Raw genomic sequence first — 21,516 nt, 5'->3', positions numbered from 1 at the left:
CAAACGCGCGACCAGCAAGAACCTAGAGCAGCGCGATTTGATTCCATCAAATCGAGCCCTGCTCTAGGTCCGGTCAGCTCAGGCCGGCAGCTTCGCAATCTCGGTCAGGCAGGCGTCCAGCGCCTTGCCGTGGTTGGTGACCAGGGCCGCGGCCGGGTCCTTCGCCCCGACGACGGCTTCGATCTGCGGCTTGGCGTCCGCGAACACCTTCTCGGTGATGGCCTGGGTTTTTTCGTCGCCCACCACCTTGCGCAGCGCGTCGAACCGGGCCCCGACGCGGGGCAGCAGCGGGTTCATCCGGTCGGCCAGCGGCTTGATTCTGGCGTCGGTGGGGAAGGTCTCGGCCAGCACGGACAGCGCCGCCAGGTGCGTGGTGCACTGGGCCAGGCGGGTCACCTCGGCTTCCTCCTTCGGGCCGGCCAGGGCAGGCGTGGCGAGGAGCAGGGCGGTGGCGGTCAGGGTGAGGGTCAGACGCATGGGCTCTCTCTAGGCTTCCGGCAGGTTTGCCGCTTCGGCGATGCAACGGTCCATGATCGGGCCGAACGTCCTGATGAAGAAGGCCTCCGGCTCGCCTTGCCCGTCCCAACCGTCAAGAACGGCGGTATAGTCGGACTTGAGTTTTGCCAGCACGGGCGCCGACTTGGCGTCTCCGAGCTCAGCGGCGATGCCATCGACATGCTTCTCCATGCGGGGCATCAGGACCATGAACCGCTTGTAGGCGTCGTTGATAGCGGCGTTCGAGCTGCCCCCGTCCACAGACGCCTCGTAGATGCCGCCCGCGACGGCGCACTGGCCCCAGTAGTAGAGGTTTTCCTCCGGCGTCGCGGCCTGCGCCGGGAGGGTGAGCGCGGCCGATAGGCCGGCGGCGAGGAGCAGGGCTTTCATACGATGTCTCACTTCGATTTCTCCGGCTTGACCACAACGCGCCAGGCGCGGCCGTCTGCGAGGAACTGGCGGGCGGCGGCCTGGACGTCCTGAGGCGAAACCCCTTCGATGCCGGCCTGGGCCGAGCGGACGGCGTCCAGGCGACGGGGGTCGTATTGCGCCCCGCCCAGTTGGCCGAGCCAGTACTCATTGGTGACCTGGGATTTGGCCAGGCGTTCGAGATAGGGCTTTCGGGCGCGGATCATCTCGTCCTCGGTGGGCGGGGCGTCGCGCAGATCGCCGGCGATCTTCAGGGTGTCGCGGAAGAAGCCGTCGAGCTTGTCCGGCGGCACTTCGACGCTGGCCATGACCAGGCCCCAGTCGGTCCAGGTCCCGCTGTGGTTGGCGCTGGCGTTGGGGCTGTAGGTAGCGCCCTGCCTCTCACGCAGTTCATCGATCAGGCGCAGGCCGAGGATCTCGGCCATCATCGACGTGTTCCGGGCTCGCTGAACGTTGCTGTAGAAGTCGTCGGTGCGCCAGACGATGACCGCCGCCGACTGGTCGGCGCGGCCTTTGTGGGTCAGCACCAGGGGCTCGGCGTTGGGGGCGGGGAAACCGACCACGCGGGCCGCGTCCGGAACCGGCTTGTAGTCAGGCCGGCGGGGCAGGGCGCCGAAGGTGGCAGCGGTGATCTCCACCGCCCGCTCGACGGTGATGTCGCCCACGATGATCACCTCGATGGGCCCGCCGGTCAGGTCGGGCATGACCTGAGCCTTGACCTGCTCCAGCTGGGTGGCCTTGATCTCGGCGCTGGTCGGCGTGGTCCAGCGTTTGTCGCCGGCGCGCAGCAGGCCGCTCAGGTCACGGGCCAGGACGCCGCCGGTGGTCATCTCGTACTGCTCGCCATAGGTGGCGGCGGCGGCGCGGACCCGGTTGAACGCCGCGGGACGCCAGGCCGGGTCGGTGACATAGGCGGCCAGCACCTGCATCTGCAGCTCGGCGTCCTCCGGCCGGGTGCCGCCGCTGAAGGTCAGGGCCTCCTCGTCGATACCGAAGCCGACGCCGTAGACCTTGCCGGCCAGAACGCGCTCCATGTCCTCGCGACTGATCTTGCCCAGGCCCCCCTCGACGATGGAGCCGGCGCCCCAGGCCAGGTTCTGGCGGTCGGAAGGCTGGCCCAGCAGGCCGGATCCGATCCGCACCCGGACCATCACCTGGTCGTCGCGGAACTTGGTCGGCTTGACGGTCAGGCGGACCCCGTTCTCGAAGCGGATGAAGGTGGTGTCGAGATCGACGATGTCCTTCTCCTCGACCACCTTGCCCGGCGCGCCGAAGTCGGCATAGGGCCAGGAGCCGCGCACCGCCTCGGTAGGCGCCGAGACGGCGACCTTCAGCGACCCGTTGTAGGCGTCCATCACCGCCACCTCGGCGCCGTCGATGGCGGTCGGCGTGGCGACGAAGATCAGCGGGCCATTGCCCCGGAAGGCGTCTTTCAGGGTAGCGGAGACGGTCTCGGCCTTGAGGTCCTTCACGGCGGCCTCGAACAGGTCGAGGTCCTGCTGCGGGCTGGTGACCACCTCGGAATAGTCGAGGCTGCCCAGGATGACGCCGGCCAGGGCCGGGGTGCGTTGGGTGGCGGCGCCGGCGACCCGGCTCTTGAAGAAGGCGCGGTACTCCTCGATCTCACGGTCGAGTTCCGATTGCAGCACCCCGTACTGGACGGCGCGGCGCTGTTCCTGCTCGGCGGCCTGCAGGGCCACGCGCCATTCGCCGGGGCGGGCGGTGACCGCGATGGAGGTGGCGGTGGCGGCGTGGAACTGATCGCCCTTGAAGGCGCCGGCGCTGATGAAGGGCGGCTCGCCCCCACGGGCCAGGGCGGCCAGGCGGCGGTTGAGCACGGCGAAGCCGAGGGTCTCGACCAGGTCGCGCCTGCGCTTGTCGGCGGTGTCGCGCTCAAGCTCCGGACCGCGCATCCAGGTCAGCTGGAAGGCGGTGGGCGAGCCCGGCTGAATGGCGACCAGGGCTTCGGCCTGGCGCTCGGCGACGGGGCCAAGATCAGGGTCGCGGCCGTCCGGGCCACGGGCGGTCCAGTCGCCGAAGACGGTCTTGACCTTGGTCTCCATCTTGTCGAGGTCGAAGTCGCCCACGATGACCAGGGTGGTCCGCTCGGGCCGGTAGTAGGCGTCGTAGAAGGCGGCGATGCGGTCGCGCGGCGCCTTCTGCAGGATCTCGACCTTGCCGATCGGGTAGCGCAGCGGCGGGCGCTGGCCGCGCATCTGGAATTCCAGGCGCTTCTGGTAGAGCTGCCAGCCGGGGGTGTCGCGGGCGCGTTCCTCGGAGAGCACCACGCCGCGCTCGCGGTCGACGGCCGCCGCATCGATCAGCAGTTCGCCGGCGGTCTCGCGCATCAGCTTCAGGGAAATGTCGACCGTCTCGTCGTCGCTCTTGGGCAGGTCCAGCTTGTAGACCGTCTCCTCCATGCTGGTGGAGGCGTTGGTGTCGGCGCCGAAGGCCAGGCCGTGGCGCTCCAGCACCTTGACCATCTCGCCCTCGGGAATGGCCTTCGAGCCGTTGAACGCCATGTGCTCGAGGAAGTGGGCCAGGCCCTGCTGGTCGTCGGCCTCATGCAGAGAGCCGGCGCGGAAGTGCAGCCGGATGGCGGTGGCGCCGGGCGGAGTGGCGTTCTTCATCAGCGCATAGCGCATGCCGTTGGGCAGGGACCCGAAGCGGACGGCAGGGTCAGGGGCGATGTCGCTCTGGACCTGGGGCCAGACGCCGGGCGGCAGGCGAGTGGGGTCGGGCGCCGCGGCGCGGGGGGCCGGCGCCGCGGCGGCGGGACGATCCTGTCCGGGGATCAGGCCCCGAACCTGGGCGCAGCCGGCAAGGGCCAGAACCGTCGCGGCGATCAGCGCCGGACGGGCGAAACGGGTCGTTTGGAGCAAAGCCAGAGCACTCGATGTTTTATTTGTTCGGCAACATTGCCGGGCGTCGAGGCGATGGCAAGGCAGGGATGTGGCGGGGGCCAACCGTAGGGTCGCAATCCAGCCGCGGAGAAGGGCCGGCTATCGGCGCTGGAGGGTCAGGGAATAGGCTCCGAACTGATCGCGCAACTGGCTCCTCGCGCGAACCGAATAGACTTCAGTGTTGGTGATTGATTGGACCAGCCGGGCCTCGCCCTCGCCAAACTCATTCTGGAAACTGATCGGCGTTCCCTCGCAGGATCCGCCGGCGTAGAGCGCCACGGCCGGCTTGAAGGCCGAAGAGCGCATGGTCACGATAAGATCGTCGCCGCGTGACGCCTCGAACCTGTAGCAATCATAGGCCGCGAAGATGGTGTTGACCGCATCATCAGGGGTTAGCGCCGAACTCAATGTCTGGCCAAATCTCATGTTCAGTGTGACGGCCGGGGCCGTCTGGATGCGATTGACGCCCAGATGGTAGCCGCCGGTTGCACCGTCGGGCGCAATGGCGGCGATCAGCCATATCGTGCCGTCGCCGTCCAGGTGGACATCGGCCAGTCGCTCGCCATCGACCTTGCGATCCTCGACTACCCGGGTGAGCGCCTCGCAGGACTTGCCCTTACCGGCGCGCACAACTGGCGCGAAGGCCTCAGACAGCAGCGTGACCTGGTAACGCTCGCCGGCGCGGGTCTGCAGGCTGTAGCAACGGAACCGGCCGACGCCTGTCATGATGGGATGGTGGGTCCCCATCGAGGTGCTGATTCCGCCGGTCGGCCTCAACTGTTCCTGGGCCGCCGCCAGGGTCGGCATGGCGACCAATGCGGCGGTAAGCAAGGCTGCCGAGACGGCTCGATTCACAGCATCTTTCCTTGAGCGGTCATCCTCTGCCTCACGCTTACTGCAGGGTGAAGGAGGTGGCGAAGGCTCGAGCCGGAGCGGCCGCGCCTTCATCCGGGTAGAGGGCGGTGACTCGATAGACGATGTTCCCGCGCACGAAGACCCGCCGAAGCTCGAAGCCAGACGACATGTCGATCGAGCTTGACGTCCGCTTCAAGACGACCTCACGACCAACGGCGCCGGGTAGGGTCAGCGGCTGGGAGGACACCACGGTCTGTCCGGTGTCAGGGCCGGTCATGAAGTCCAACATGCCCGAGGGGTCGGTGATGGGTGCGCGATAGCGCGCTACCGTAATGGCGTATGTATTGTCTGGGCTGGCCACCAGGAGGATTGACCGGTCCCTCAACTCGCTGATGCGCTGGTTGCTCTCGCCAGGAAACGTCACGAGAAATCCCCATTCGGCAAAGGCCAGGGACTGGGCGGAGAGCGCCGGCGCCGCGACGACGGCAGCACCGGCGAGGGTGAGGACGAAGCTTCTCATTCGGCGGGCGCCTCACTGGATGTGGTGGATGTGGGCAATGAAATGGGCCTACGGAACATGAGCGCTGCGAGGGTGGCGAACAGCCCGGCCGCTGCTCCGATCAGGATCAGGTTGATAACGCCCTCATCGGACGGAACACCTTCGCCGCCGAACCTGCCGACCAGCCCTCCGACAGTTGCGGTCAGGGCGCTGCCGGCCAACACATAGACCGGGGCCGGCGCGCGGCCGGCGACGAGCCCGACCAAGGCCCCGATCAGTGCGGCTGGAACACCGCCGATCAGGTATGCAAAGGGCAGCAACCAGGCGAAGCCCAGCAAGGCGTCGGCCGGATCAGTCTCGGTCTGGCTGAAGCCCAAGGCGGTCAGGCAGAGGATTCCGACCAGGGGAGCGACCACGAAGAAGGAGGCCGCCGTCAGCAGGACGGTTCTAAGCATGGCGTTTTCCTAGGGCGGCGGCACAACGGCCATCTGGGCCGCCCGATCGCGCACGTAGTCGGTGACCTGGATATCGTCCCCCGGAGGCACATCGAGCTGGATATAGAAGGGGCCTTCGACAAGGCGATCGAGCAATGGTTCAAGAACCGCCGGCTCGCCTGGGTTCCTCGGCCACTGCAGCAGGTTGATATTGCTGTATGTCGAGGCTGACGCCGGCGCCTTGGCGGCCAGCAAGGCAGACTCCTCGGGGGTCAGAGTGATGTCGACCACCACATACTCGTCGAAGACTCCGCGCTCCTCGATCGCGGCCTGGAGGACCACCCGGCCAAAGACGCCTTCGCCGGCGACCAGCATCTTGCCCTCGAGCGCGAGCTCTTTGGCCAACAGTGGCTTCAGCTCCTCGCTGAGAAACTGGGTGAATCGGCCGTTTTGCTGCCGATAGGCCGGTCCCGCGAGTTCTTCCGCGAGACTGTCGCTGTCGAGCGGGCCGGCGTTCTCCAGCCAGACCACGACCACGCCGTACATCGAGGTCTCCAACTCGCGCTTGCGAAGGTCGGCGGCGATCCTTCGGGCGTCGGGCGACGGCATCAGGGCGATCAGGACGACGTTGCCGGGGCGCACGCCAAGGGCCGGATACTGGATCCGGATCGTCACGTCCTCACCCAACGCGCTAGAGCGGAGCACCAGCCGTTCCGATCGCGCGAAATCGGGAGCGGCGGGCGGGCTAGCGGGCGCCGCGCCCTGGGCCAAGGGGGCGGTCGGCAGTGCGAGGATGGTCAACCCCAGGATGGAGGCCAGCGCCTGTCTCATGGGGCGAACAGGCTCCGCCGCAGAAACTGCTCGTCGCCCTCGTTGATCTTCCAACCTACCGCATGGCCGCGCGCCCTAACCTTTTCCAGAAAGACCAGAGTGGCCGAATTCGGGGCATCGCTGGCCTGGCTCCAGCCCAGGTCCAGCTTCAGCCGCAGGTCAGCCTTGCCCGCTGGAAGGGCGGCCGCGATCGCGCTGAGCGCCTCGCCGGTCAGCCCATGGTCCTTGGCGTAGACGCTGTCGAACGCGGCCGGGTCCTGGCCAAAGACCGCCAGGGCGACGTCCGCGCCCCGGCCGATGCCGATCAACCGGAGAGTGGCGACATCGCTCCGGCCTCGCAACTCCGGGGCCAGCGTCCGACGCAGGTAATCCGCCAGCGCTGCGCGCTCGGTCTCCGTCCAGCCCCGACGGCGGAAGGTCTGGGCGACGGCCTCATCGGCCGGTGCGATGGTGATCACAAGCAGAGCCTCATCGGCCGCCACGGCCTCGACCTGGCGCGCCATGGCGGCCGCGGCGCCGACGTCCGCCTGGCCATCGATGACGACCACCGCCCGTATCGGCGCCGACTCGGCATCGCGCTCACCGACCGGCGCCCAGGTGCGAATCAGCCAGGCGGGAGAGTCGCTGTCCGGCCCCTTCACCACAGCCTGCTGATAGGCTTCGTCCGGCACGCTGGACCGTTCGAGTACGGTCGCCCCGGGCGTCTGCGCCGCGGCCGATGACGCCAGGGCAAAGCAGGAAAATATGGTGATGACTGTCCGACCCACGCCCGAAGTTTTTCACCAAACCTTTCAATTCCGCAACCCGTGTTCCGTGGCTTGCCTCCGCACCCAAGGCCTGGGTAGCCTCCTGAACGCTGATCTCTTCCCTGCTGGCGTGGCGCGATCAGTCCGTGGCTAAAACGCGGACCGGACGGCGTTGGCCCGAGTGAGCAACCGACCTGGGTCCGACACTAGGCCGTGCGGCGGGTAGCCGCCCAGCCGCCTGCCAGGGAGGCGGCGATTTTGGTGCTGTAGGAGAGTGTGCCCCAGAACCAGAATTCCGGGCTGGCGGCATAGCCGAGCAGCATCGCGATATCGACAACCGTATAAAGGAGGCTCACTGCGCCGGCGGCGATCAGCCCGCTCCTGCGGCTGCGCTTTCGCGCAACAAAAAAGCCTGCCAGGAACATCAGCGGGATACCGAACAGGACGCTGCTGACCGGAGCGGCCTTGAGGGCGAAGGCATTGTAGAAGGCCTGTGGGTGGCCCGGTTCAAAGAGGGAATAGACCCAGACTACCGCAAAGCTGATGGCGACATTGATGACCATGACCGCCATGGCGAAGGCTGGCAAGATCAGCCATTCTCTCAAACGCATCATCGGCTCCTAGATGGTGACCTCGGGCGGAAGGTGGGCGGCTTTGTAAGCGCGTTCCTCTATGGGGATGGCGCCGGGCGTGAAGACGCCCTGGTCGATGGCTGCGAGCGCGCGCGGAAAGAACCGGCGCAGATAGAGTCTCCAGCCCCATCCCATCGCGAGGGGGATCAGCCAGGGCTGGCCCTCCAACCCGGTCTGGATCAGTTGCAGTCGCGTCCCCTCCGCGACGGGAGTGAGGATCCACTCGACGCGCATGGCGGGAGCCGGAGGCTTGCCCTTCGGCGGGCGATTTCGCCAGGACCAGACCATCCGATGCGGCGGCTCGCAGGCGAGGATTTCGCAGTCCACTACGCCCGAAGGACAGAGTGGGTCGGGATCGTACTGGAACCGGAAATGGTGGCCGACCTCGGCGGTCTTGAAGGTTGTCGGCATCAGCCATTCGGCCAGGGCCCTGGCGTCGGTCAGCCCGGTCCAGACGTCTTCCGGGCTGTGGCGGTAGGTGGCCTCACGGCGCAGCACCCTCATGGCCGGCCCTTCTCGCGATCGAGGAAGGCGCCCAGGCGAGCGAGGCGCTCATCCCAGAAGACTTCGTATTCTCGCAGCCAGTCGAACGGCTCGGCCAGAGGCTGCGCCTTGAGGGCGTAGATGCGTTCTCGGCCTTGCGGGCGGGCGGTAACGAGGCCCGTCCGCGCCAGGACAGAAAGATGCTCGGAAAAGGCGGGCTGGCTGGGGCCGGAAAGGCCAGCCGAAAGACGGCCGCGGAGATCGCCCACACTGGCCTCGCCCTCGCGAAGCAAATCCAGCACGGCCCGTCGGGTGGGATGGGCAATGGCGCCGTAGGGCGAGAGGTCAAGGGCTGGACGCGACATGTGGAAACAATGCATCGGGTTTTGACGATATGTCAATCTGCTGTGGGCTATCAGCCGGGAAGCTGTTGACCGGCGATTACGGCCGGATAGTCTCTGCCTATCCGGGGTGAGCGGTCCCCCGGTCAGGCCCGCGCCCAAGCACCGAGCCTTGAGCCGTGCGGAGACCGTTCTTGACTGACACCCCTCTCAACATCCCCAGCTTCCGCGACCTGGTCGCCGCCAGCGCGCGGGTGGGCTTCCTCGGCTTCGGTGGGCCGGCGGGGCAGATCGCCCTGATGCACCGGGTGTTCGTCGACGAGAAGAAGTGGATCGATGAGCCGCGCTACCTGCATGCGCTGAGCTACTGCACCCTGTTGCCGGGCCCGGAGGCGCAGCAGCTGGCGACCTATGTCGGCTGGCTGTTGCACGGGGTGCGCGGCGGGCTGGCGGCGGGGCTGCTGTTCGTACTGCCGGGGGCCGTGCTGGTGACCGCCCTGGCCTGGCTCTATGCGGCCCATGGCGAGGCGCCCTGGCTGGAGGCGGCGTTCTGGGGGGTAAAGGCGGCGGTGCTGGCGCTGGTCGCCGAGGCGCTGCAGCGGGTCGGCAAGCGGGCGTTGAAGGGTCGGGGCGATCTGGTCATCGCCATTCTGGCCTTCGTGGCCCTGGCGGTGTTCAGCGCGCCGTTCCCACTGGTGATCCTGGTCGCGGCGGGGGTCGGGCTGGCGATGAGCCGGAGTAAACCGTCGGTGGCGCGGGAGAAGAAGCCGGCGGTCGGGGTCGGGCGCACCGTGCGAACGACGGCGCTGTGGCTGGCAATCTGGTTGATCCCGCTGGCGGCGGTTGTGCTGGTGTTCGGGCCGGACCATTGGCTGAGCCGGGTAGGGGAGGTGTTCGCGGCCCTGGCGGCGGTCACCTTCGGCGGCGCCTACGCCATGCTGGCCTGGCTGCAGCAGCAGGCGGTGGAGGTTCAGGGCTGGCTGACCACCGCGCAGATGATCGATGGGCTGGGGTTGGCCGAAACGACGCCTGGGCCGCTGGTGCTGGTCAATGGGTTCGTCGGGTTCATGGCCGGATGGAACAATGGCGGGTGGGCCTGGGGCCTGGCGGGGGCGGCGATGGCCCTATGGCAGACCTTCGCCCCGTCCTTCCTCTACATCTTCGCGGGGGCGCCCTATGCGGAGCGGCTGCGCCAGAGCCCCGCGGCGACCGGGCTGCTGCGGGCGGTGACCGCGGCCGTGCTGGGGGTGATCGCCAGCCTGGCGCTGTGGTTCGCCCTGCATGTGGTCTTCGGGTCGGTGACCGATGTCGCCACGCCGTGGGGCGGGAAGGTCGGTGTGCCGGTGTGGGCGAGTTTCGATCCCTGGGCGCTGGGTCTGGCCCTGGCGGCCGGCGCAGCGCTGATCCGGTTCCACGTCAACGTGGTGGTGGTGATCCTGGCGTGCGCGGGCGTGGGACTGGCGCGGTGGGCGGCCGGCCTTTGATCCGTCTCCCGGCAGGCGGGAGAAGGACCGATCCTAGTTCCCCGTTGGGCGGGTGACGTAGAAGCTGGCGTTGTTGCCGGTGGCCGTCGACACGCCCACGACGCTGCGGCCGCTGTTGCCGACATTCACCGTCGAGCTCGACGAAACATCGCCGTTGTTCGTCTGGCTGTTGTTGACGCTCATCGTGCCGGTGCAATCGCTGCAGGCATAGCCGGTGACGTCGTTGCCGACAGCGATGGCCTGGCCGTAGGCGTCGTAACCGGTATTGCCCTCGAAGGCGGCGATCACCTCGACCCCGCCGACGCCGTTCCACTGGGTGTTGTCCAGCACCAGTTCGGCGCCGCTGTTGCCGGCCACCGCGGTATTGCCCGCGCCGTAGGCGCTGACCTGGGCCGCGCCGAACAGGTAGGCAGATCCTTCCGCCTGGCTGCGGACGTAGGCATTGTTGACCTGCTGGTTGGTCACATCCAGAAGGGGGCCTTCGTTGAAGGCGTTGGCGGCGTTGCCGGCGGCTGTCGTGGTGGTGATCGCCTCCTGGGCATTGCCGTAGGCGGTGAACTTGCTGGCCTGGACCAGCGAGCCGTTGTTGGTCTGGCCGATGGCCAGGCGCTGGGCCGAGCTGGTGTCGCCGACCGAGCTCATGTTGTTGCCGACCGCCACGCCGGACACGGCCGAGGAGCCGCTGACGTACTGCATCACCGCCCCGCCGTCGGCCAGCACGTCCGCCCCGGTCGTCTGGTTGACCCGCACGCCGGCCGAGCCGTTGGTCAGGCTGAGCGTGGTGTTGTTGGAAATGGCGGTGGTGGCAGAGACCAGGTTGCCCGCCTGTGCCGTCTCGCCCTCGATCTGGGTGCGGGCGGTCACATTATCGGAGAAGGTGGAGATCTGGGTGACAACGCCGGTCACCGTGCCCTGGTTGATGCCGATGTCGGCGGTGTTGCCGATGGCCAGGGTGGAGATGGCGCTGTCCTCGCCCAGGCTGCCGGTGACGTTGACCGTCGTCTGGGCCTGGACCGAGCCGACCAGGGTCTGGTTGGAGGTCACGGCCATGTCGGCCTGATCGGCGTAGGCCTGGACATTGTTGCCGGTGGCGGAGGTGTCCTGCTGGACGCCTTCCTCGACCGTGACGATGTTCAGCGTGCCTTGCGAAAAGACATCGCCGACCTGGACCTGGTTGTTGATGACCTCGCTGGGATCCTGCGACCAGGCGCTAGTAGCGACCCCGCAGAGCGCGGCCAGCATCGCGATCGCGCTTGTCGTTCCAGCGGTTCGGATCTTCGCGAGTCTCGCCATTGTTGGTCCTCAGGTTGTCGTACGCGGGGGTAAAGCCGCCGGTCATGCCGGTGGTGGCGCCGCCGAGCGGGTCGGAGGTCAGGCAGGATTGCGGGCCGGGCATGCCGTATAGGTTGGCGCTGATCTCGACCACGGCGCGCTCGATGAGGGAGCGAACGGCCAGCTGGAGCGGCTCCTGGGCCCCGGCGCCGGCGGAGACGTCGAAGATATTGCCGTTCAGGAAGTCGAAGATGCCGACGCCGACTTCGCGGCCGATGATCTGCTTCTGATAGGAGATGACATCCACCACCTCGAGCGAGCGGCTGTTGACCAGGCGCAGATCGATGGCGACGTTCATCACATAGATGCTGTTGCGGAAGTTGCCCTTCAGGCCGGTGGTGTCCTTGTCACCGGCATAGGCATCCGCGCCCACCGAGTATATGTTGTAGTTCAGCTCGGTGATGCCGCCGACCAGGTAGAAATCGACGCCCGCCACCTGGCCTTCGTAGATCTTGCGGGACTCGGTCGGGCCGGGGCCCGGGCCGCGGGGGCCGTCGCTGATCAGCTTGTTGTTGCTGTACTTCAGGTCCAGCTCGCTGATCGAGGTGTCGAACCGCTCGACCAGGGGCATCCCGGCCTTGGCCAGGGCGGTCATGGCCATCAGCGAAGCGCCCTGGGTGACCTTGCGGCCCGAACCGTCGGCCTCGGCCTTGCCGGTGTAGTCGCTGATGCGGCCAACCGCGATGCGGGGCGCGCCCAGCTTGTGCTGCCGAGCGTAGCCGCCGATGCAGACCAGGGCCGCCGAATAGGGGCTGGGGTTGGCGGTGACCGGGGCGTTGCCGATCGGCTTGGCATAGACGCCGCTGGGGCCTGCCACCGGGCTGACACAGGCGGACAGGCCTACGGCGGCGATCGCGAGGATCGTGCCGGCGCGAAGCGCGGACTTAGTCTTCATCGCCGTTCCCCTGGGCGTTCGCCGTGACGTCGCCATTGTTCGTCTGGGTGCTGTTGACGATCACCGTGTTGTAGGAGCCCTGGGTGATCACCACGAGGTTGTTGCCGATGGCGGTGGAGCTGCCACCCTGGCTGCCGACGCCGGAATAGGCATCGAGCGAACCGCCGGCGCGGGTGAAGGTGGACTGGTCGTCGCCTGTCAGCATGACGCCATCGACGATGACCCGGTTGCCGTTGGCGTCGCGGGTCGAATAGTCGACCATCCGGTTCTCCTGACCGGGGGTGCGGCCATAGCCGGCGTTATAGTTGGCCGAACCCGTGGACTGCTGGGCCAGGGCGGGCGACGCCGCCAGGCCGACAACTGCCGTCAGGGTGATGATCAGGACCTTGGCCATCGGATGTCTCGCTCCACGCCGTTCCGCGCACTCGGCGTTAACCATGCAACCGCCGTGCCAGATCGGGACGAACCCACATTGGGCAGCAGGTCTGGCGATTTGGTTAAGTCCGACGGTTGTCAGAGGCGCGCGGCGCCGGTTGCTATCGTGGCGCGATTGAGCGACGCTCCCCTGTGTCTAGAGAGGGAGGACGATCCCAGTGCTGGTTTCCCAGATTCTCAAGGACAAGGGCGACATGGTGTTCACGGCTTCGCCGTCGGACACCGTGGGCGCGGTCGCGGCCCTTCTGCACAGTCGGCGCGTGGGGGCGATGATTGTCGTCACCGAGGACGGCGCGGTGGCGGGGATCGTTTCCGAACGCGATGTGGTCAGCATGGTGGCCAGCGAAGGCTCCGGTGGGCTGAACCGGCCTGTGTCAGTGTGCATGACCTCAGACGTGATCTTCGCCGATCCCAGGGAGTCGGTCGACGAACTGCTGACCCGGATGACGGACCGCCGGATCCGGCATCTGCCGGTGCTGAAGGACGGACGGCTGGCCGGGATCGTTTCGATCGGCGACCTGGTGAAACACAAGATTTCCGAGGTGACCGCCGAGGCGGATGGCCTGCGAGCCTATATCTCAGCGGGGTGAGGGCGCAGCCGGGGAGGGCGCTCTCTATAGAACCGGGGTCGATTCCGGCCCCTGGGCCGCTGCGTCAGCCAGGCTGTAGGTCTCCAGGACTTCGGCGGTGGCGTCGCGGGTGCGCCGAAGCGACTCTCTCAGAGGGCAGGTTTCCAGGTCAGGGCAGTCGTCGCACTTTCGGAAGGCGGTCACGCTGACGCAGGGAGCCAAGGCCAGTGGGCCGTCGATGGCGCGAATGACCTCGGCGAAGCTGATCTCCGCGGCCGGTCGGGCCAAGACATAGCCGCCGAACTTCCCGCGCCGGCTGGCGACAATATGTCGGCGGGCCAGTTGCAGCAGGATGGCTTCGAGAAACTTGCGCGGGGCGTCGGCGCGCAGGGCGAGCTCGCCGGCGGTCACCTGCTCGGGATCGCGGGCCAGTTCGACGAGGGCGCGGAGGGCGTAGCGGGCCTTGCTGGAGAGCATGGGGTCTGAGGAGCCTTTCGGACCTGCCTTTTGAGGGCTCAGGGCGGCGGACGCAAGTTTGCCGCATCCCGCCACAAAAAGACCGCTTGCGACTCGGGCGGCGGGACCCTAGATAGCCGCCTCCGCCGCGGACGAGCCGCCGCCGGAAACGCCGACGCCCTAAGGGGTTGAGGCATTCCGGTCAGGTTCAGCCAGGCGGATCAGCTGGATCGTCCAATCCGCAAGCGGGCGCCTCTCACGAGGATCCCGAACGGATCGGTTCGGCCTTCGACATCGGGAACCTCGGTACTCGAAAAACTCGAAGGACGACGGAACAATCCGGTTGACACCGAAAGGGTCGGCAACTAGATACGCCGCTCTTCGCCGGGACCGGGCGCTAAACGGTTGGGCCGCTCCGGCGGTTCGGGTCTTTGACATTGTAGATTTGGAAAGAGAAACGCAGGCGGCGACGTTCTGGCGATGGGGTTAACCGCCCTATCTTAGACGTCGACAGAATGCGGTCTCTTGAAGACACCATGAATATGGATCTGAGCTTTAGGGCTTGGGTCGATGTGAATGGGAACTCGTCAAGATACTATGCAAAACCAGATACGCCGGCTTGGGAGCGATCCTGAGCTGAACGACTGGAGTCAATGTCAACTCAACCTGAGAGTTTGATCCTGGCTCAGAGCGAACGCTGGCGGCAGGCCTAACACATGCAAGTCGAACGGATCCTTCGGGATTAGTGGCGGACGGGTGAGTAACACGTGGGAACGTGCCTTTTGGTTCGGAACAACTCAGGGAAACTTGAGCTAATACCGAATGTGCCCTTCGGGGGAAAGATTTATCGCCATTAGAGCGGCCCGCGTCTGATTAGCTAGTTGGTGGGGTAATGGCCTACCAAGGCGACGATCAGTAGCTGGTCTGAGAGGATGATCAGCCACATTGGGACTGAGACACGGCCCAAACTCCTACGGGAGGCAGCAGTGGGGAATCTTGCGCAATGGGCGAAAGCCTGACGCAGCCATGCCGCGTGAATGATGAAGGTCTTAGGATTGTAAAATTCTTTCACCGGGGACGATAATGACGGTACCCGGAGAAGAAGCCCCGGCTAACTTCGTGCCAGCAGCCGCGGTAATACGAAGGGGGCTAGCGTTGCTCGGAATTACTGGGCGTAAAGGGAGCGTAGGCGGATAGTTCAGTCAGAGGTGAAAGCCCAGGGCTCAACCTTGGAACTGCCTTTGATACTGGCTATCTTGAGTTTGGGAGAGGTGTGTGGAACTCCGAGTGTAGAGGTGAAATTCGTAGATATTCGGAAGAACACCAGTGGCGAAGGCGACACACTGGCCCAATACTGACGCTGAGGCTCGAAAGCGTGGGGAGCAAACAGGATTAGATACCCTGGTAGTCCACGCCGTAAACGATGAGTGCTAGTTGTCGGCATGCATGCATGTCGGTGACGCAGCTAACGCATTAAGCACTCCGCCTGGGGAGTACGGTCGCAAGATTAAAACTCAAAGGAATTGACGGGGGCCCGCACAAGCGGTGGAGCATGTGGTTTAATTCGAAGCAACGCGCAGAACCTTACCACCTTTTGACATGCCTGGACCGCTGCTGAGAAGCAGCTTTCCCTTCGGGGACTAGGACACAGGTGCTGCATGGCTGTCGTCAGCTCGTGTCGTGAGATGTTGGGTTAAGTCCCGCAACGAGCGCAACCCTCGCTGTTAGTTGCCACCATTTAGTTGGGCACTCTAACAGGACTGCCGGAGTTAATCCGGAGGAAGGCGGGGATGACGTCAAGTCCTCATGGCCCTTACAAGGTGGGCTACACACGTGCTACAATGGCGACTACAGAGGGTTGCAAGCCAGCGATGGTGAGCCAATCCCAAAAAGTCGTCTCAGTTCGGATTGTTCTCTGCAACTCGAGAGCATGAAGTCGGAATCGCTAGTAATCGCGGATCAGCATGCCGCGGTGAATACGTTCCCGGGCCTTGTACACACCGCCCGTCACACCATGGGAGTTGGCTTTACCCGAAGGCGGTGCGCTAACCAGCAATGGAGGCAGCCGACCACGGTAGGGTCAGCGACTGGGGTGAAGTCGTAACAAGGTAGCCGTAGGGGAACCTGCGGCTGGATCACCTCCTTTCTAAGGATGCTTCTCCAGGATGGACCTCACGGTCTTCCTACTGAGGCGTTCAAAGACATCTTTAAATAGGTGCGGAACGTCGCCGTCTTCGTTTCTCTTTCCACTCATCGCTGGCCGGCGGATCCCATACGGGGGTTCGGATAGGTTGGCGGTGCGATCGCGAGCCCGGGGTGGCGTAAGCCGCTGTTGAGCTGGCCTCAAAGCCCTTATCCCTCTGAGAGGGCGGGGTTCTGGAGGCCTGTAGCTCAGGTGGTTAGAGCGTACGCCTGATAAGCGTAAGGTCGGCAGTTCGAGTCTGCCCAGGCCTACCATCCCTGACATCGTGGATTGACCGACCAGTTCTCCTGGGCAGCTCTTATGGGGCCATAGCTCAGTTGGTAGAGCGGGTGCTTTGCAAGCATCAGGTCGTCGGTTCGATCCCGTCTGGCTCCACCATCCTGCACGGCAGGAAGCGATCGATAGAAAGATACAGGTTTACAGCGCCTGGCGCCTCTTATTGGGGACCGGGTTTTGCTGTGAAGTGACATCGTAAAGCAAGGGTCAGCCCGGCGTCCCAAGTCTCCCCCTGGAGGTTTGGATCAACGCTTTGAGGGCGGACTTTGAAGACATCATTGTCTGACAAATACAAAGCGCATGACCAGGGTCTGTCGCCTTCCCTAGAGGGTGGCGGACGCATAGCCTGGGCATGAGTTTTACTGAGAACGATCAAGCGCATAAGGGCTTCTGAAGGATGCCTTGGCGTCGAGAGGCGATGAAGGACGTGGCACGCTGCGATAAGTACCGGGGAGGCGCGAGCACCCTTTGATCCGGTAATCTCCGAATGGGGAAACCCACCTTTACGGTCTGCGAACTTGCTTCTCACCTCTGGTGAGGATCCGGTTCGTAGGGCGTTAAAAGGTATAATGACCTGAATACATAGGGTTCATTAAGCAAACCCAGGGAACTGAAACATCTCAGTACCTGGAGGAAAGGACATCAACCGAGACTCCCGTAGTAGTGGCGAGCGAACCGGGACCAGGCCAGTGCTGTCGTGACATAAAGCTGAACGATCCTGGAAAGATCGGCCATAGCGGGTGATAGCCCCGTAAGCGTCAAATAGCGACAGACTCGAGTAGGGCGGGACACGTGAAATCCTGTCTGAACATGGGGGGACCACCCTCCAAGCCTAAGTACTCCTCGACGACCGATAGTGAACAAGTACCGTGAGGGAAAGGTGAAAAGCACCCCGACGAGGGGAGTGAAATAGAACCTGAAATCGGAAGCCTACAAGCAGTCGGAGCCACCGAGCGTGGTGACGGCGTACCTTTTGTATAATGGGTCAGCGACTTCATGTGCCGTGCAAGCTTAAGCCGTTAGGTGTAGGCGCAGCGAAAGCGAGTCTGAATAGGGCGAATAAGTACGTCGCATGACGACCCGAAACCAGGTGATCTATCCATGAGCAGGTTGAAGGTTGGGTAACACCAACTGGAGGACCGAACCCGTGAATGTTGAAAAATTCTGGGATGACTTGTGGATAGGGGTGAAAGGCCAATCAAACCTGGACATAGCTGGTTCTCCGCGAAATCTATTTAGGTAGAGCGTTCGATGTATTCCTTGGGGGGTAGAGCACTGGATGGATGCGGGCGGCGCGAGCTGTACCAATTCTAACCAAACTCCGAATACCCAAGAGAACTATCGGGCAGACACACGGCGGGTGCTAACGTCCGTCGTGAAAAGGGAAACAACCCTAACCATCATCTAAGGCCCCCAAGTACTGGCTAAGTGGGAAACGATGTGGGATTGCTTTGACAACCAGGATGTTGGCTTAGAAGCAGCCATCATTTAAAGAAAGCGTAACAGCTCACTGGTCAAGCGATCCTGCGCGGAAAATGTAACGGGGCTCAAGCCAGTCGCCGAAGGTATGGGTTTGCACTTTGTGCAAGCGGTAGCGGAGCGTTCCGTAAGCCTGCGAAGGGAAGGCGTGAGCCTTCCTGGAGGTATCGGAAGTGAGAATGCTGACATGAGTAACGACAAAGAGTGTGAGAGACACTCTCGCCGAAAGTCCAAGGGTTCCTGCGTAAAGCTAATCTGCGCAGGGTTAGCCGGCCCCTAAGGCGAGGCCGAAAGGCGTAGTCGATGGGAACCAGGTAAATATTCCTGGGCCAGTCAGAAGTGACGGATCTCGTAACTTGTCTGAACTTACTGGATTGTGAGGGCAGGGAAGAGGTCCCTGGAAATAACTCTGACGGAGACCGTACCCGAAACCGACACAGGTGGACAGGTAGAGTATACCAAGGCGCTTGAGAGAACTATGCTGAAGGAACTCGGCAAATTGCACGCGTAACTTCGGGATAAGCGTGACTCTGCTTAGGGCAACCTTTGTAGAGTGGCACAGGCCAGGGGGTAGCGACTGTTTAGCAAAAACACAGGGCTCTGCGAAGCCGTAAGGCGAAGTATAGGGTCTGACGCCTGCCCGGTGCCGGAAGGTTAAAAGGAGGGGTGCAAGCTCCGAATTGAAGCCCCGGTAAACGGCGGCCGTAACTATAACGGTCCTAAGGTAGCGAAATTCCTTGTCGGGTAAGTTCCGACCTGCACGAATGGCGTAACGACTTCCCCACTGTCTCCAGCATAGGCTCAGTGAAATTGAATTCCCCGTGAAGATGCGGGGTTCCCGCGGTCAGACGGAAAGACCCTATGAACCTTTACTACAGCTTCGCCTTGGCGTTAGCAGCAACATGTGTAGGATAGGTGGGAGGCTATGAAACCGGGGCGCCAGCTCTGGTGGAGCCAACCTTGAAATACCACCCTTATTGTTGTTGACGTCTAACCGCGGCCCCTTATCGGGGTCCGAGACATGGCGTGGCGGGTAGTTTGACTGGGGCGGTCGCCTCCCAAAGTGTAACGGAGGCGCGCGATGGTGGGCTCAGAGCGGTCGGAAATCGCTCGTCGAGTGCAATGGCATAAGCCCGCCTGACTGCGAGACTGACAAGTCGAGCAGAGACGAAAGTCGGCCATAGTGATCCGGTGGTCCTGCGTGGAAGGGCCATCGCTCAACGGATAAAAGGTACTCTAGGGATAACAGGCTGATTTTGCCCAAGAGTCCATATCGACGGCAAAGTTTGGCACCTCGATGTCGGCTCATCACATCCTGGGGCTGGAGCAGGTCCCAAGGGTTCGGCTGTTCGCCGATTAAAGTGGTACGTGAGCTGGGTTCAGAACGTCGTGAGACAGTTTGGTCCCTATCTGCCGTGGGTGTACGAAGCTTGAGAGGATCTGTCCCTAGTACGAGAGGACCGGGATGGACACACCTCTGGTGGACCTGTCGTGGCGCCAGCCGCGCAGCAGGGTAGCTAAGTGTGGAATAGATAACCGCTGAAAGCATCTAAGCGGGAAACTAACCTCAAAACAAGGCTTCGCTGAGAGCCGTGGTAGACCACCACGTTGATAGGCCAGGTGTGGAAGTGCCGCGAGGCATGCAGCTTACTGGTACTAATAGCTCGATCGGCTTGATCGTTCTTAGTTGAACTCATGAAAGCGCTTTGTACAGACAACGATGTCTTCACCCGTATCTCTTCCGCCGACCTGGTGGCTATGCCGGAGGTTCCCCACCCGATCCCATTCCGAACTCGGTCGTTAAGTCCTCCAGGGCCAATGGTACTTCGTCTTAAGGCGCGGGAGAGTAGGTCGCCGCCAGGTCCGCCGAAGAGATACACTCCGCCAACCCAAAAGGTTGGACTGACCCTCGCTTTACGATGACATCCGCCTTGCCGCGGGATGGAGCAGCCCGGTAGCTCGTCAGGCTCATAACCTGAAGGTCGCAGGTTCAAATCCTGCTCCCGCACCCAAGCACAACACGAACAGCCGCTCTTCATCGGGCGGCTGTTTGCGTTTGGGTCCGCCACAACGCGAGGGCAAGGAATCGACTTGGCTGCTGCCGGCAGAACGGGCGTAGCGCTCCAGGCCGGTCGATGGCCGCTATGGGCCGTATCAAGCCTAGCCAGAGGGCAGGGCGGCCGCAGCGATCTCCCGGCCCATCGAGCTCCCCCCCTGTCGCGGCCTGGGCCTTGGCGCCTTCCACGCCATGCCGGCCGGGAGGATCTGCCAGGCTCCGGCCAGGAGCCGGGAGATCGACCTGGGGCCTCGTGAAGCCTCGGGCGGGGAGCGGCGCGCCAGCGCTCATCAGCGCGCCCCGCGAGACGCAGCGCTCTATCCAGCCGGGCCGGCAGGCTGGAGTGGATCTGTTCGGGGTGATCTGAAGCCGATCGCGCCTGGCGCCTCGTCGAGTCTACAGGATGGGGCCCGTGAGGATGGATCATCCGAGGGATCGAGGCCGAGCTGGTCCTGGTCGCCGACCGCGGTGAGGGCGCCCTGCAGGCGATCCCCGGTATCGCCTCAAGGACAGCAGGTCCTATCCGGCTCGCCGCTGACGCCGGTGTTATGTGAAGATTCTACGTCGGCGGGGTTGCCACGCTGGCAGAGACCCCATATTACCGCCCATCTGCTTAGCACGGCTCGCGCCGCTGGAGGGCTCGGGAAACATTCCCTTGCAATTTCGGCAGCGATGAGTATGTTCCGCAGCCTCAATCGACTCGGTCAGCGACCTGGAGGGAACGCCTCGGCATCCCTGGGTGGCTGGTTTTGTCTCTGAGAACAGGCGGTTTCTTCGGAAACCTGGTTCTCTGAGAAAAAAGAAATCGGGCGGTTGACACCAACGGGGTGGCCAAATAGAAGGCCGCCTCTCGCAGCCGCCGGGCGATGACACGGCGGGGTCGGCAAGCCGATCTAGGTCTTTGACATTGTAGATTTGGAAAGAGAAACGCAGGCGGCGACGTTCTGGCGATGGGGTTAACCGCCCTATCTTAGACGTCGACAGAATGCGGTCTCTTGAAGACACCATGAATATGGATCTGAGCTTTAGGGCTTGGGTCGATGTGAATGGGAACTCGTCAAGATACTATGCAAAACCAGATACGCCGGCTTGGGAGCGATCCTGAGCTGAACGACTGGAGTCAATGTCAACTCAACCTGAGAGTTTGATCCTGGCTCAGAGCGAACGCTGGCGGCAGGCCTAACACATGCAAGTCGAACGGATCCTTCGGGATTAGTGGCGGACGGGTGAGTAACACGTGGGAACGTGCCTTTTGGTTCGGAACAACTCAGGGAAACTTGAGCTAATACCGAATGTGCCCTTCGGGGGAAAGATTTATCGCCATTAGAGCGGCCCGCGTCTGATTAGCTAGTTGGTGGGGTAATGGCCTACCAAGGCGACGATCAGTAGCTGGTCTGAGAGGATGATCAGCCACATTGGGACTGAGACACGGCCCAAACTCCTACGGGAGGCAGCAGTGGGGAATCTTGCGCAATGGGCGAAAGCCTGACGCAGCCATGCCGCGTGAATGATGAAGGTCTTAGGATTGTAAAATTCTTTCACCGGGGACGATAATGACGGTACCCGGAGAAGAAGCCCCGGCTAACTTCGTGCCAGCAGCCGCGGTAATACGAAGGGGGCTAGCGTTGCTCGGAATTACTGGGCGTAAAGGGAGCGTAGGCGGATAGTTCAGTCAGAGGTGAA

General features: G+C 63.7%; 17 protein-coding genes, 3 tRNA genes and 4 rRNA genes (1 of these 24 cut by a window edge). 9 read left to right on the top strand and 15 right to left on the bottom strand.

Features of this window, described 5'->3' with window-relative positions:
• Positions 1 to 78: 78 nt before the first annotated feature.
• The 11 genes from GVN21_RS06365 to GVN21_RS06315 form a co-directional block, all read right to left on the bottom strand.
• Positions 79 to 477: a hypothetical protein gene (locus GVN21_RS06365; RefSeq protein WP_166573882.1), complete on the bottom strand. Its 399-nt coding sequence runs from the start codon at positions 475 to 477 to the stop codon at positions 79 to 81.
• 9 nt (positions 478 to 486) lie between these two features.
• Positions 487 to 885 carry a hypothetical protein gene (locus GVN21_RS06360; protein WP_166573881.1) on the bottom strand — a complete coding sequence of 133 codons (399 nt, stop codon included), beginning with the start codon at positions 883 to 885 and terminating at the stop codon, positions 487 to 489.
• An 8-nt stretch (positions 886 to 893) separates the two neighbouring features.
• On the bottom strand, positions 894 to 3,806 hold the full coding sequence (locus GVN21_RS06355; protein ID WP_166573880.1) for a M16 family metallopeptidase: 2,913 nt from the start codon (positions 3,804 to 3,806) through the stop codon (positions 894 to 896).
• Between the two features lie 120 nt (positions 3,807 to 3,926).
• Complete coding sequence (locus GVN21_RS06350) at positions 3,927 to 4,682, bottom strand: hypothetical protein (RefSeq protein ID WP_166573879.1); 756 nt, start codon at positions 4,680 to 4,682, stop codon at positions 3,927 to 3,929.
• A 37-nt stretch (positions 4,683 to 4,719) separates the two neighbouring features.
• The gene (locus GVN21_RS06345; RefSeq protein ID WP_166573878.1) at positions 4,720 to 5,202 is read right to left on the bottom strand and encodes a hypothetical protein; all 483 of its coding nucleotides are present in this window, start codon (positions 5,200 to 5,202) and stop codon (positions 4,720 to 4,722) included.
• Positions 5,199 to 5,636 carry a hypothetical protein gene (locus GVN21_RS06340; protein ID WP_166573877.1) on the bottom strand — a complete coding sequence of 146 codons (438 nt, stop codon included), beginning with the start codon at positions 5,634 to 5,636 and terminating at the stop codon, positions 5,199 to 5,201. The genes GVN21_RS06345 and GVN21_RS06340 overlap by 4 nt, the downstream gene beginning before the upstream one ends.
• 9 nt (positions 5,637 to 5,645) lie before the next feature.
• A complete protein-coding gene (locus GVN21_RS06335; RefSeq protein WP_166573876.1) occupies positions 5,646 to 6,446 on the bottom strand; it encodes a hypothetical protein in 801 nt (266 codons plus the stop codon).
• A complete protein-coding gene (locus GVN21_RS06330) occupies positions 6,443 to 7,213 on the bottom strand; it encodes a hypothetical protein (RefSeq protein ID WP_166573875.1) in 771 nt (256 codons plus the stop codon). The genes GVN21_RS06335 and GVN21_RS06330 overlap by 4 nt, the downstream gene beginning before the upstream one ends.
• Positions 7,214 to 7,398: 185 nt before the next feature.
• The gene (locus GVN21_RS06325; protein ID WP_166573874.1) at positions 7,399 to 7,803 is read right to left on the bottom strand and encodes a hypothetical protein; all 405 of its coding nucleotides are present in this window, start codon (positions 7,801 to 7,803) and stop codon (positions 7,399 to 7,401) included.
• A 9-nt stretch (positions 7,804 to 7,812) separates the two neighbouring features.
• Positions 7,813 to 8,328: an SRPBCC domain-containing protein gene (locus GVN21_RS06320; protein WP_166573873.1), complete on the bottom strand. Its 516-nt coding sequence runs from the start codon at positions 8,326 to 8,328 to the stop codon at positions 7,813 to 7,815.
• Positions 8,325 to 8,672, bottom strand: coding sequence for a metalloregulator ArsR/SmtB family transcription factor (locus GVN21_RS06315; RefSeq protein WP_166573872.1), 348 nt, complete (start codon positions 8,670 to 8,672; stop codon positions 8,325 to 8,327). The genes GVN21_RS06320 and GVN21_RS06315 overlap by 4 nt, the downstream gene beginning before the upstream one ends.
• Positions 8,673 to 8,842: 170 nt before the next feature.
• On the opposite strand from GVN21_RS06315, the gene chrA reads away from it, so the two are divergent.
• Positions 8,843 to 10,132 carry a chromate efflux transporter gene (gene chrA / locus GVN21_RS06310; RefSeq protein ID WP_166573871.1) on the top strand — a complete coding sequence of 430 codons (1,290 nt, stop codon included), beginning with the start codon at positions 8,843 to 8,845 and terminating at the stop codon, positions 10,130 to 10,132.
• 33 nt (positions 10,133 to 10,165) lie between these two features.
• Here chrA and hfaD read toward each other — a convergent pair whose 3' ends face one another.
• From hfaD to hfaA, 3 genes are read right to left on the bottom strand one after another with little or no spacing between them, the layout of a single operon-like run.
• The gene (hfaD, locus tag GVN21_RS06305) at positions 10,166 to 11,374 is read right to left on the bottom strand and encodes a holdfast anchor protein HfaD (protein ID WP_240902782.1); all 1,209 of its coding nucleotides are present in this window, start codon (positions 11,372 to 11,374) and stop codon (positions 10,166 to 10,168) included.
• Positions 11,343 to 12,359, bottom strand: coding sequence for a holdfast anchoring protein HfaB (hfaB, locus tag GVN21_RS06300; protein ID WP_166573869.1), 1,017 nt, complete (start codon positions 12,357 to 12,359; stop codon positions 11,343 to 11,345). Before hfaB ends, hfaD begins: the two co-directional genes overlap by 32 nt.
• Positions 12,349 to 12,753, bottom strand: coding sequence for a holdfast anchoring protein HfaA (gene hfaA, locus GVN21_RS06295; protein WP_166573868.1), 405 nt, complete (start codon positions 12,751 to 12,753; stop codon positions 12,349 to 12,351). Before hfaA ends, hfaB begins: the two co-directional genes overlap by 11 nt.
• A gap of 199 nt (positions 12,754 to 12,952) precedes the next feature.
• On the opposite strand from hfaA, the gene GVN21_RS06290 reads away from it, so the two are divergent.
• Positions 12,953 to 13,384: a CBS domain-containing protein gene (locus GVN21_RS06290; protein ID WP_166573867.1), complete on the top strand. Its 432-nt coding sequence runs from the start codon at positions 12,953 to 12,955 to the stop codon at positions 13,382 to 13,384.
• Positions 13,385 to 13,408: 24 nt separating this feature from the next.
• Here GVN21_RS06290 and GVN21_RS06285 read toward each other — a convergent pair whose 3' ends face one another.
• Entirely contained in the window at positions 13,409 to 13,840 is a 432-nt protein-coding gene (locus tag GVN21_RS06285) for an Rrf2 family transcriptional regulator (RefSeq protein WP_166573866.1), read from the bottom strand.
• 641 nt (positions 13,841 to 14,481) lie between these two features.
• On the opposite strand from GVN21_RS06285, the gene GVN21_RS06280 reads away from it, so the two are divergent.
• From GVN21_RS06280 to GVN21_RS06250, 7 genes are all read left to right on the top strand, one after another.
• Positions 14,482 to 15,965, top strand: a 16S ribosomal RNA gene (locus GVN21_RS06280).
• Positions 15,966 to 16,199: 234 nt separating this feature from the next.
• A tRNA-Ile gene (locus tag GVN21_RS06275) sits at positions 16,200 to 16,276 on the top strand.
• Between the two features lie 48 nt (positions 16,277 to 16,324).
• Positions 16,325 to 16,400 (top strand) — tRNA-Ala (locus GVN21_RS06270).
• A gap of 268 nt (positions 16,401 to 16,668) precedes the next feature.
• Positions 16,669 to 19,458 (top strand): 23S ribosomal RNA (locus GVN21_RS06265).
• A 67-nt stretch (positions 19,459 to 19,525) separates the two neighbouring features.
• A 5S ribosomal RNA gene (gene rrf, locus GVN21_RS06260) occupies positions 19,526 to 19,640 on the top strand.
• A gap of 72 nt (positions 19,641 to 19,712) precedes the next feature.
• Positions 19,713 to 19,789, top strand: a tRNA-Met gene (locus tag GVN21_RS06255).
• A gap of 1,176 nt (positions 19,790 to 20,965) precedes the next feature.
• A 16S ribosomal RNA gene (locus GVN21_RS06250) occupies positions 20,966 to 21,516 on the top strand (it continues 933 nt past the right edge of the window).
• The 16S, 23S and 5S rRNA genes sit together here with 3 tRNA genes alongside, the layout of an rRNA operon.

This window comes from Caulobacter sp. SLTY, from assembly GCF_009905535.1.
In the GTDB taxonomy this organism is placed as follows: domain Bacteria; phylum Pseudomonadota; class Alphaproteobacteria; order Caulobacterales; family Caulobacteraceae; genus Caulobacter.
The sequence above is the reverse complement of the archived record's forward strand: the minus strand, read 5'-3'. Positions and strand labels throughout refer to the sequence as shown.

What these genes read in the sequence shown, in the direction of transcription:
- GVN21_RS06365 (WP_166573882.1), bottom strand. Translation starts at nt 477, where the DNA reads ATGCGTCTGACCCTCACCCTGACCGCCACCGCCCTGCTCCTCGCCACG.
- GVN21_RS06360 (WP_166573881.1), bottom strand. Translation starts at nt 885, where the DNA reads ATGAAAGCCCTGCTCCTCGCCGCCGGCCTATCGGCCGCGCTCACCCTC.
- GVN21_RS06345 (WP_166573878.1), bottom strand. Translation starts at nt 5,202, where the DNA reads ATGAGAAGCTTCGTCCTCACCCTCGCCGGTGCTGCCGTCGTCGCGGCG.
- GVN21_RS06340 (WP_166573877.1), bottom strand. Translation starts at nt 5,636, where the DNA reads ATGCTTAGAACCGTCCTGCTGACGGCGGCCTCCTTCTTCGTGGTCGCT.
- GVN21_RS06335 (WP_166573876.1), bottom strand. Translation starts at nt 6,446, where the DNA reads ATGAGACAGGCGCTGGCCTCCATCCTGGGGTTGACCATCCTCGCACTG.
- GVN21_RS06325 (WP_166573874.1), bottom strand. Translation starts at nt 7,803, where the DNA reads ATGCGTTTGAGAGAATGGCTGATCTTGCCAGCCTTCGCCATGGCGGTC.
- GVN21_RS06320 (WP_166573873.1), bottom strand. Translation starts at nt 8,328, where the DNA reads ATGAGGGTGCTGCGCCGTGAGGCCACCTACCGCCACAGCCCGGAAGAC.
- GVN21_RS06315 (WP_166573872.1), bottom strand. Translation starts at nt 8,672, where the DNA reads ATGTCGCGTCCAGCCCTTGACCTCTCGCCCTACGGCGCCATTGCCCAT.
- hfaD (WP_240902782.1), bottom strand. Translation starts at nt 11,374, where the DNA reads ATGCTGGCCGCGCTCTGCGGGGTCGCTACTAGCGCCTGGTCGCAGGAT.
- hfaB (WP_166573869.1), bottom strand. Translation starts at nt 12,359, where the DNA reads ATGAAGACTAAGTCCGCGCTTCGCGCCGGCACGATCCTCGCGATCGCC.
- hfaA (WP_166573868.1), bottom strand. Translation starts at nt 12,753, where the DNA reads ATGGCCAAGGTCCTGATCATCACCCTGACGGCAGTTGTCGGCCTGGCG.
- GVN21_RS06285 (WP_166573866.1), bottom strand. Translation starts at nt 13,840, where the DNA reads ATGCTCTCCAGCAAGGCCCGCTACGCCCTCCGCGCCCTCGTCGAACTG.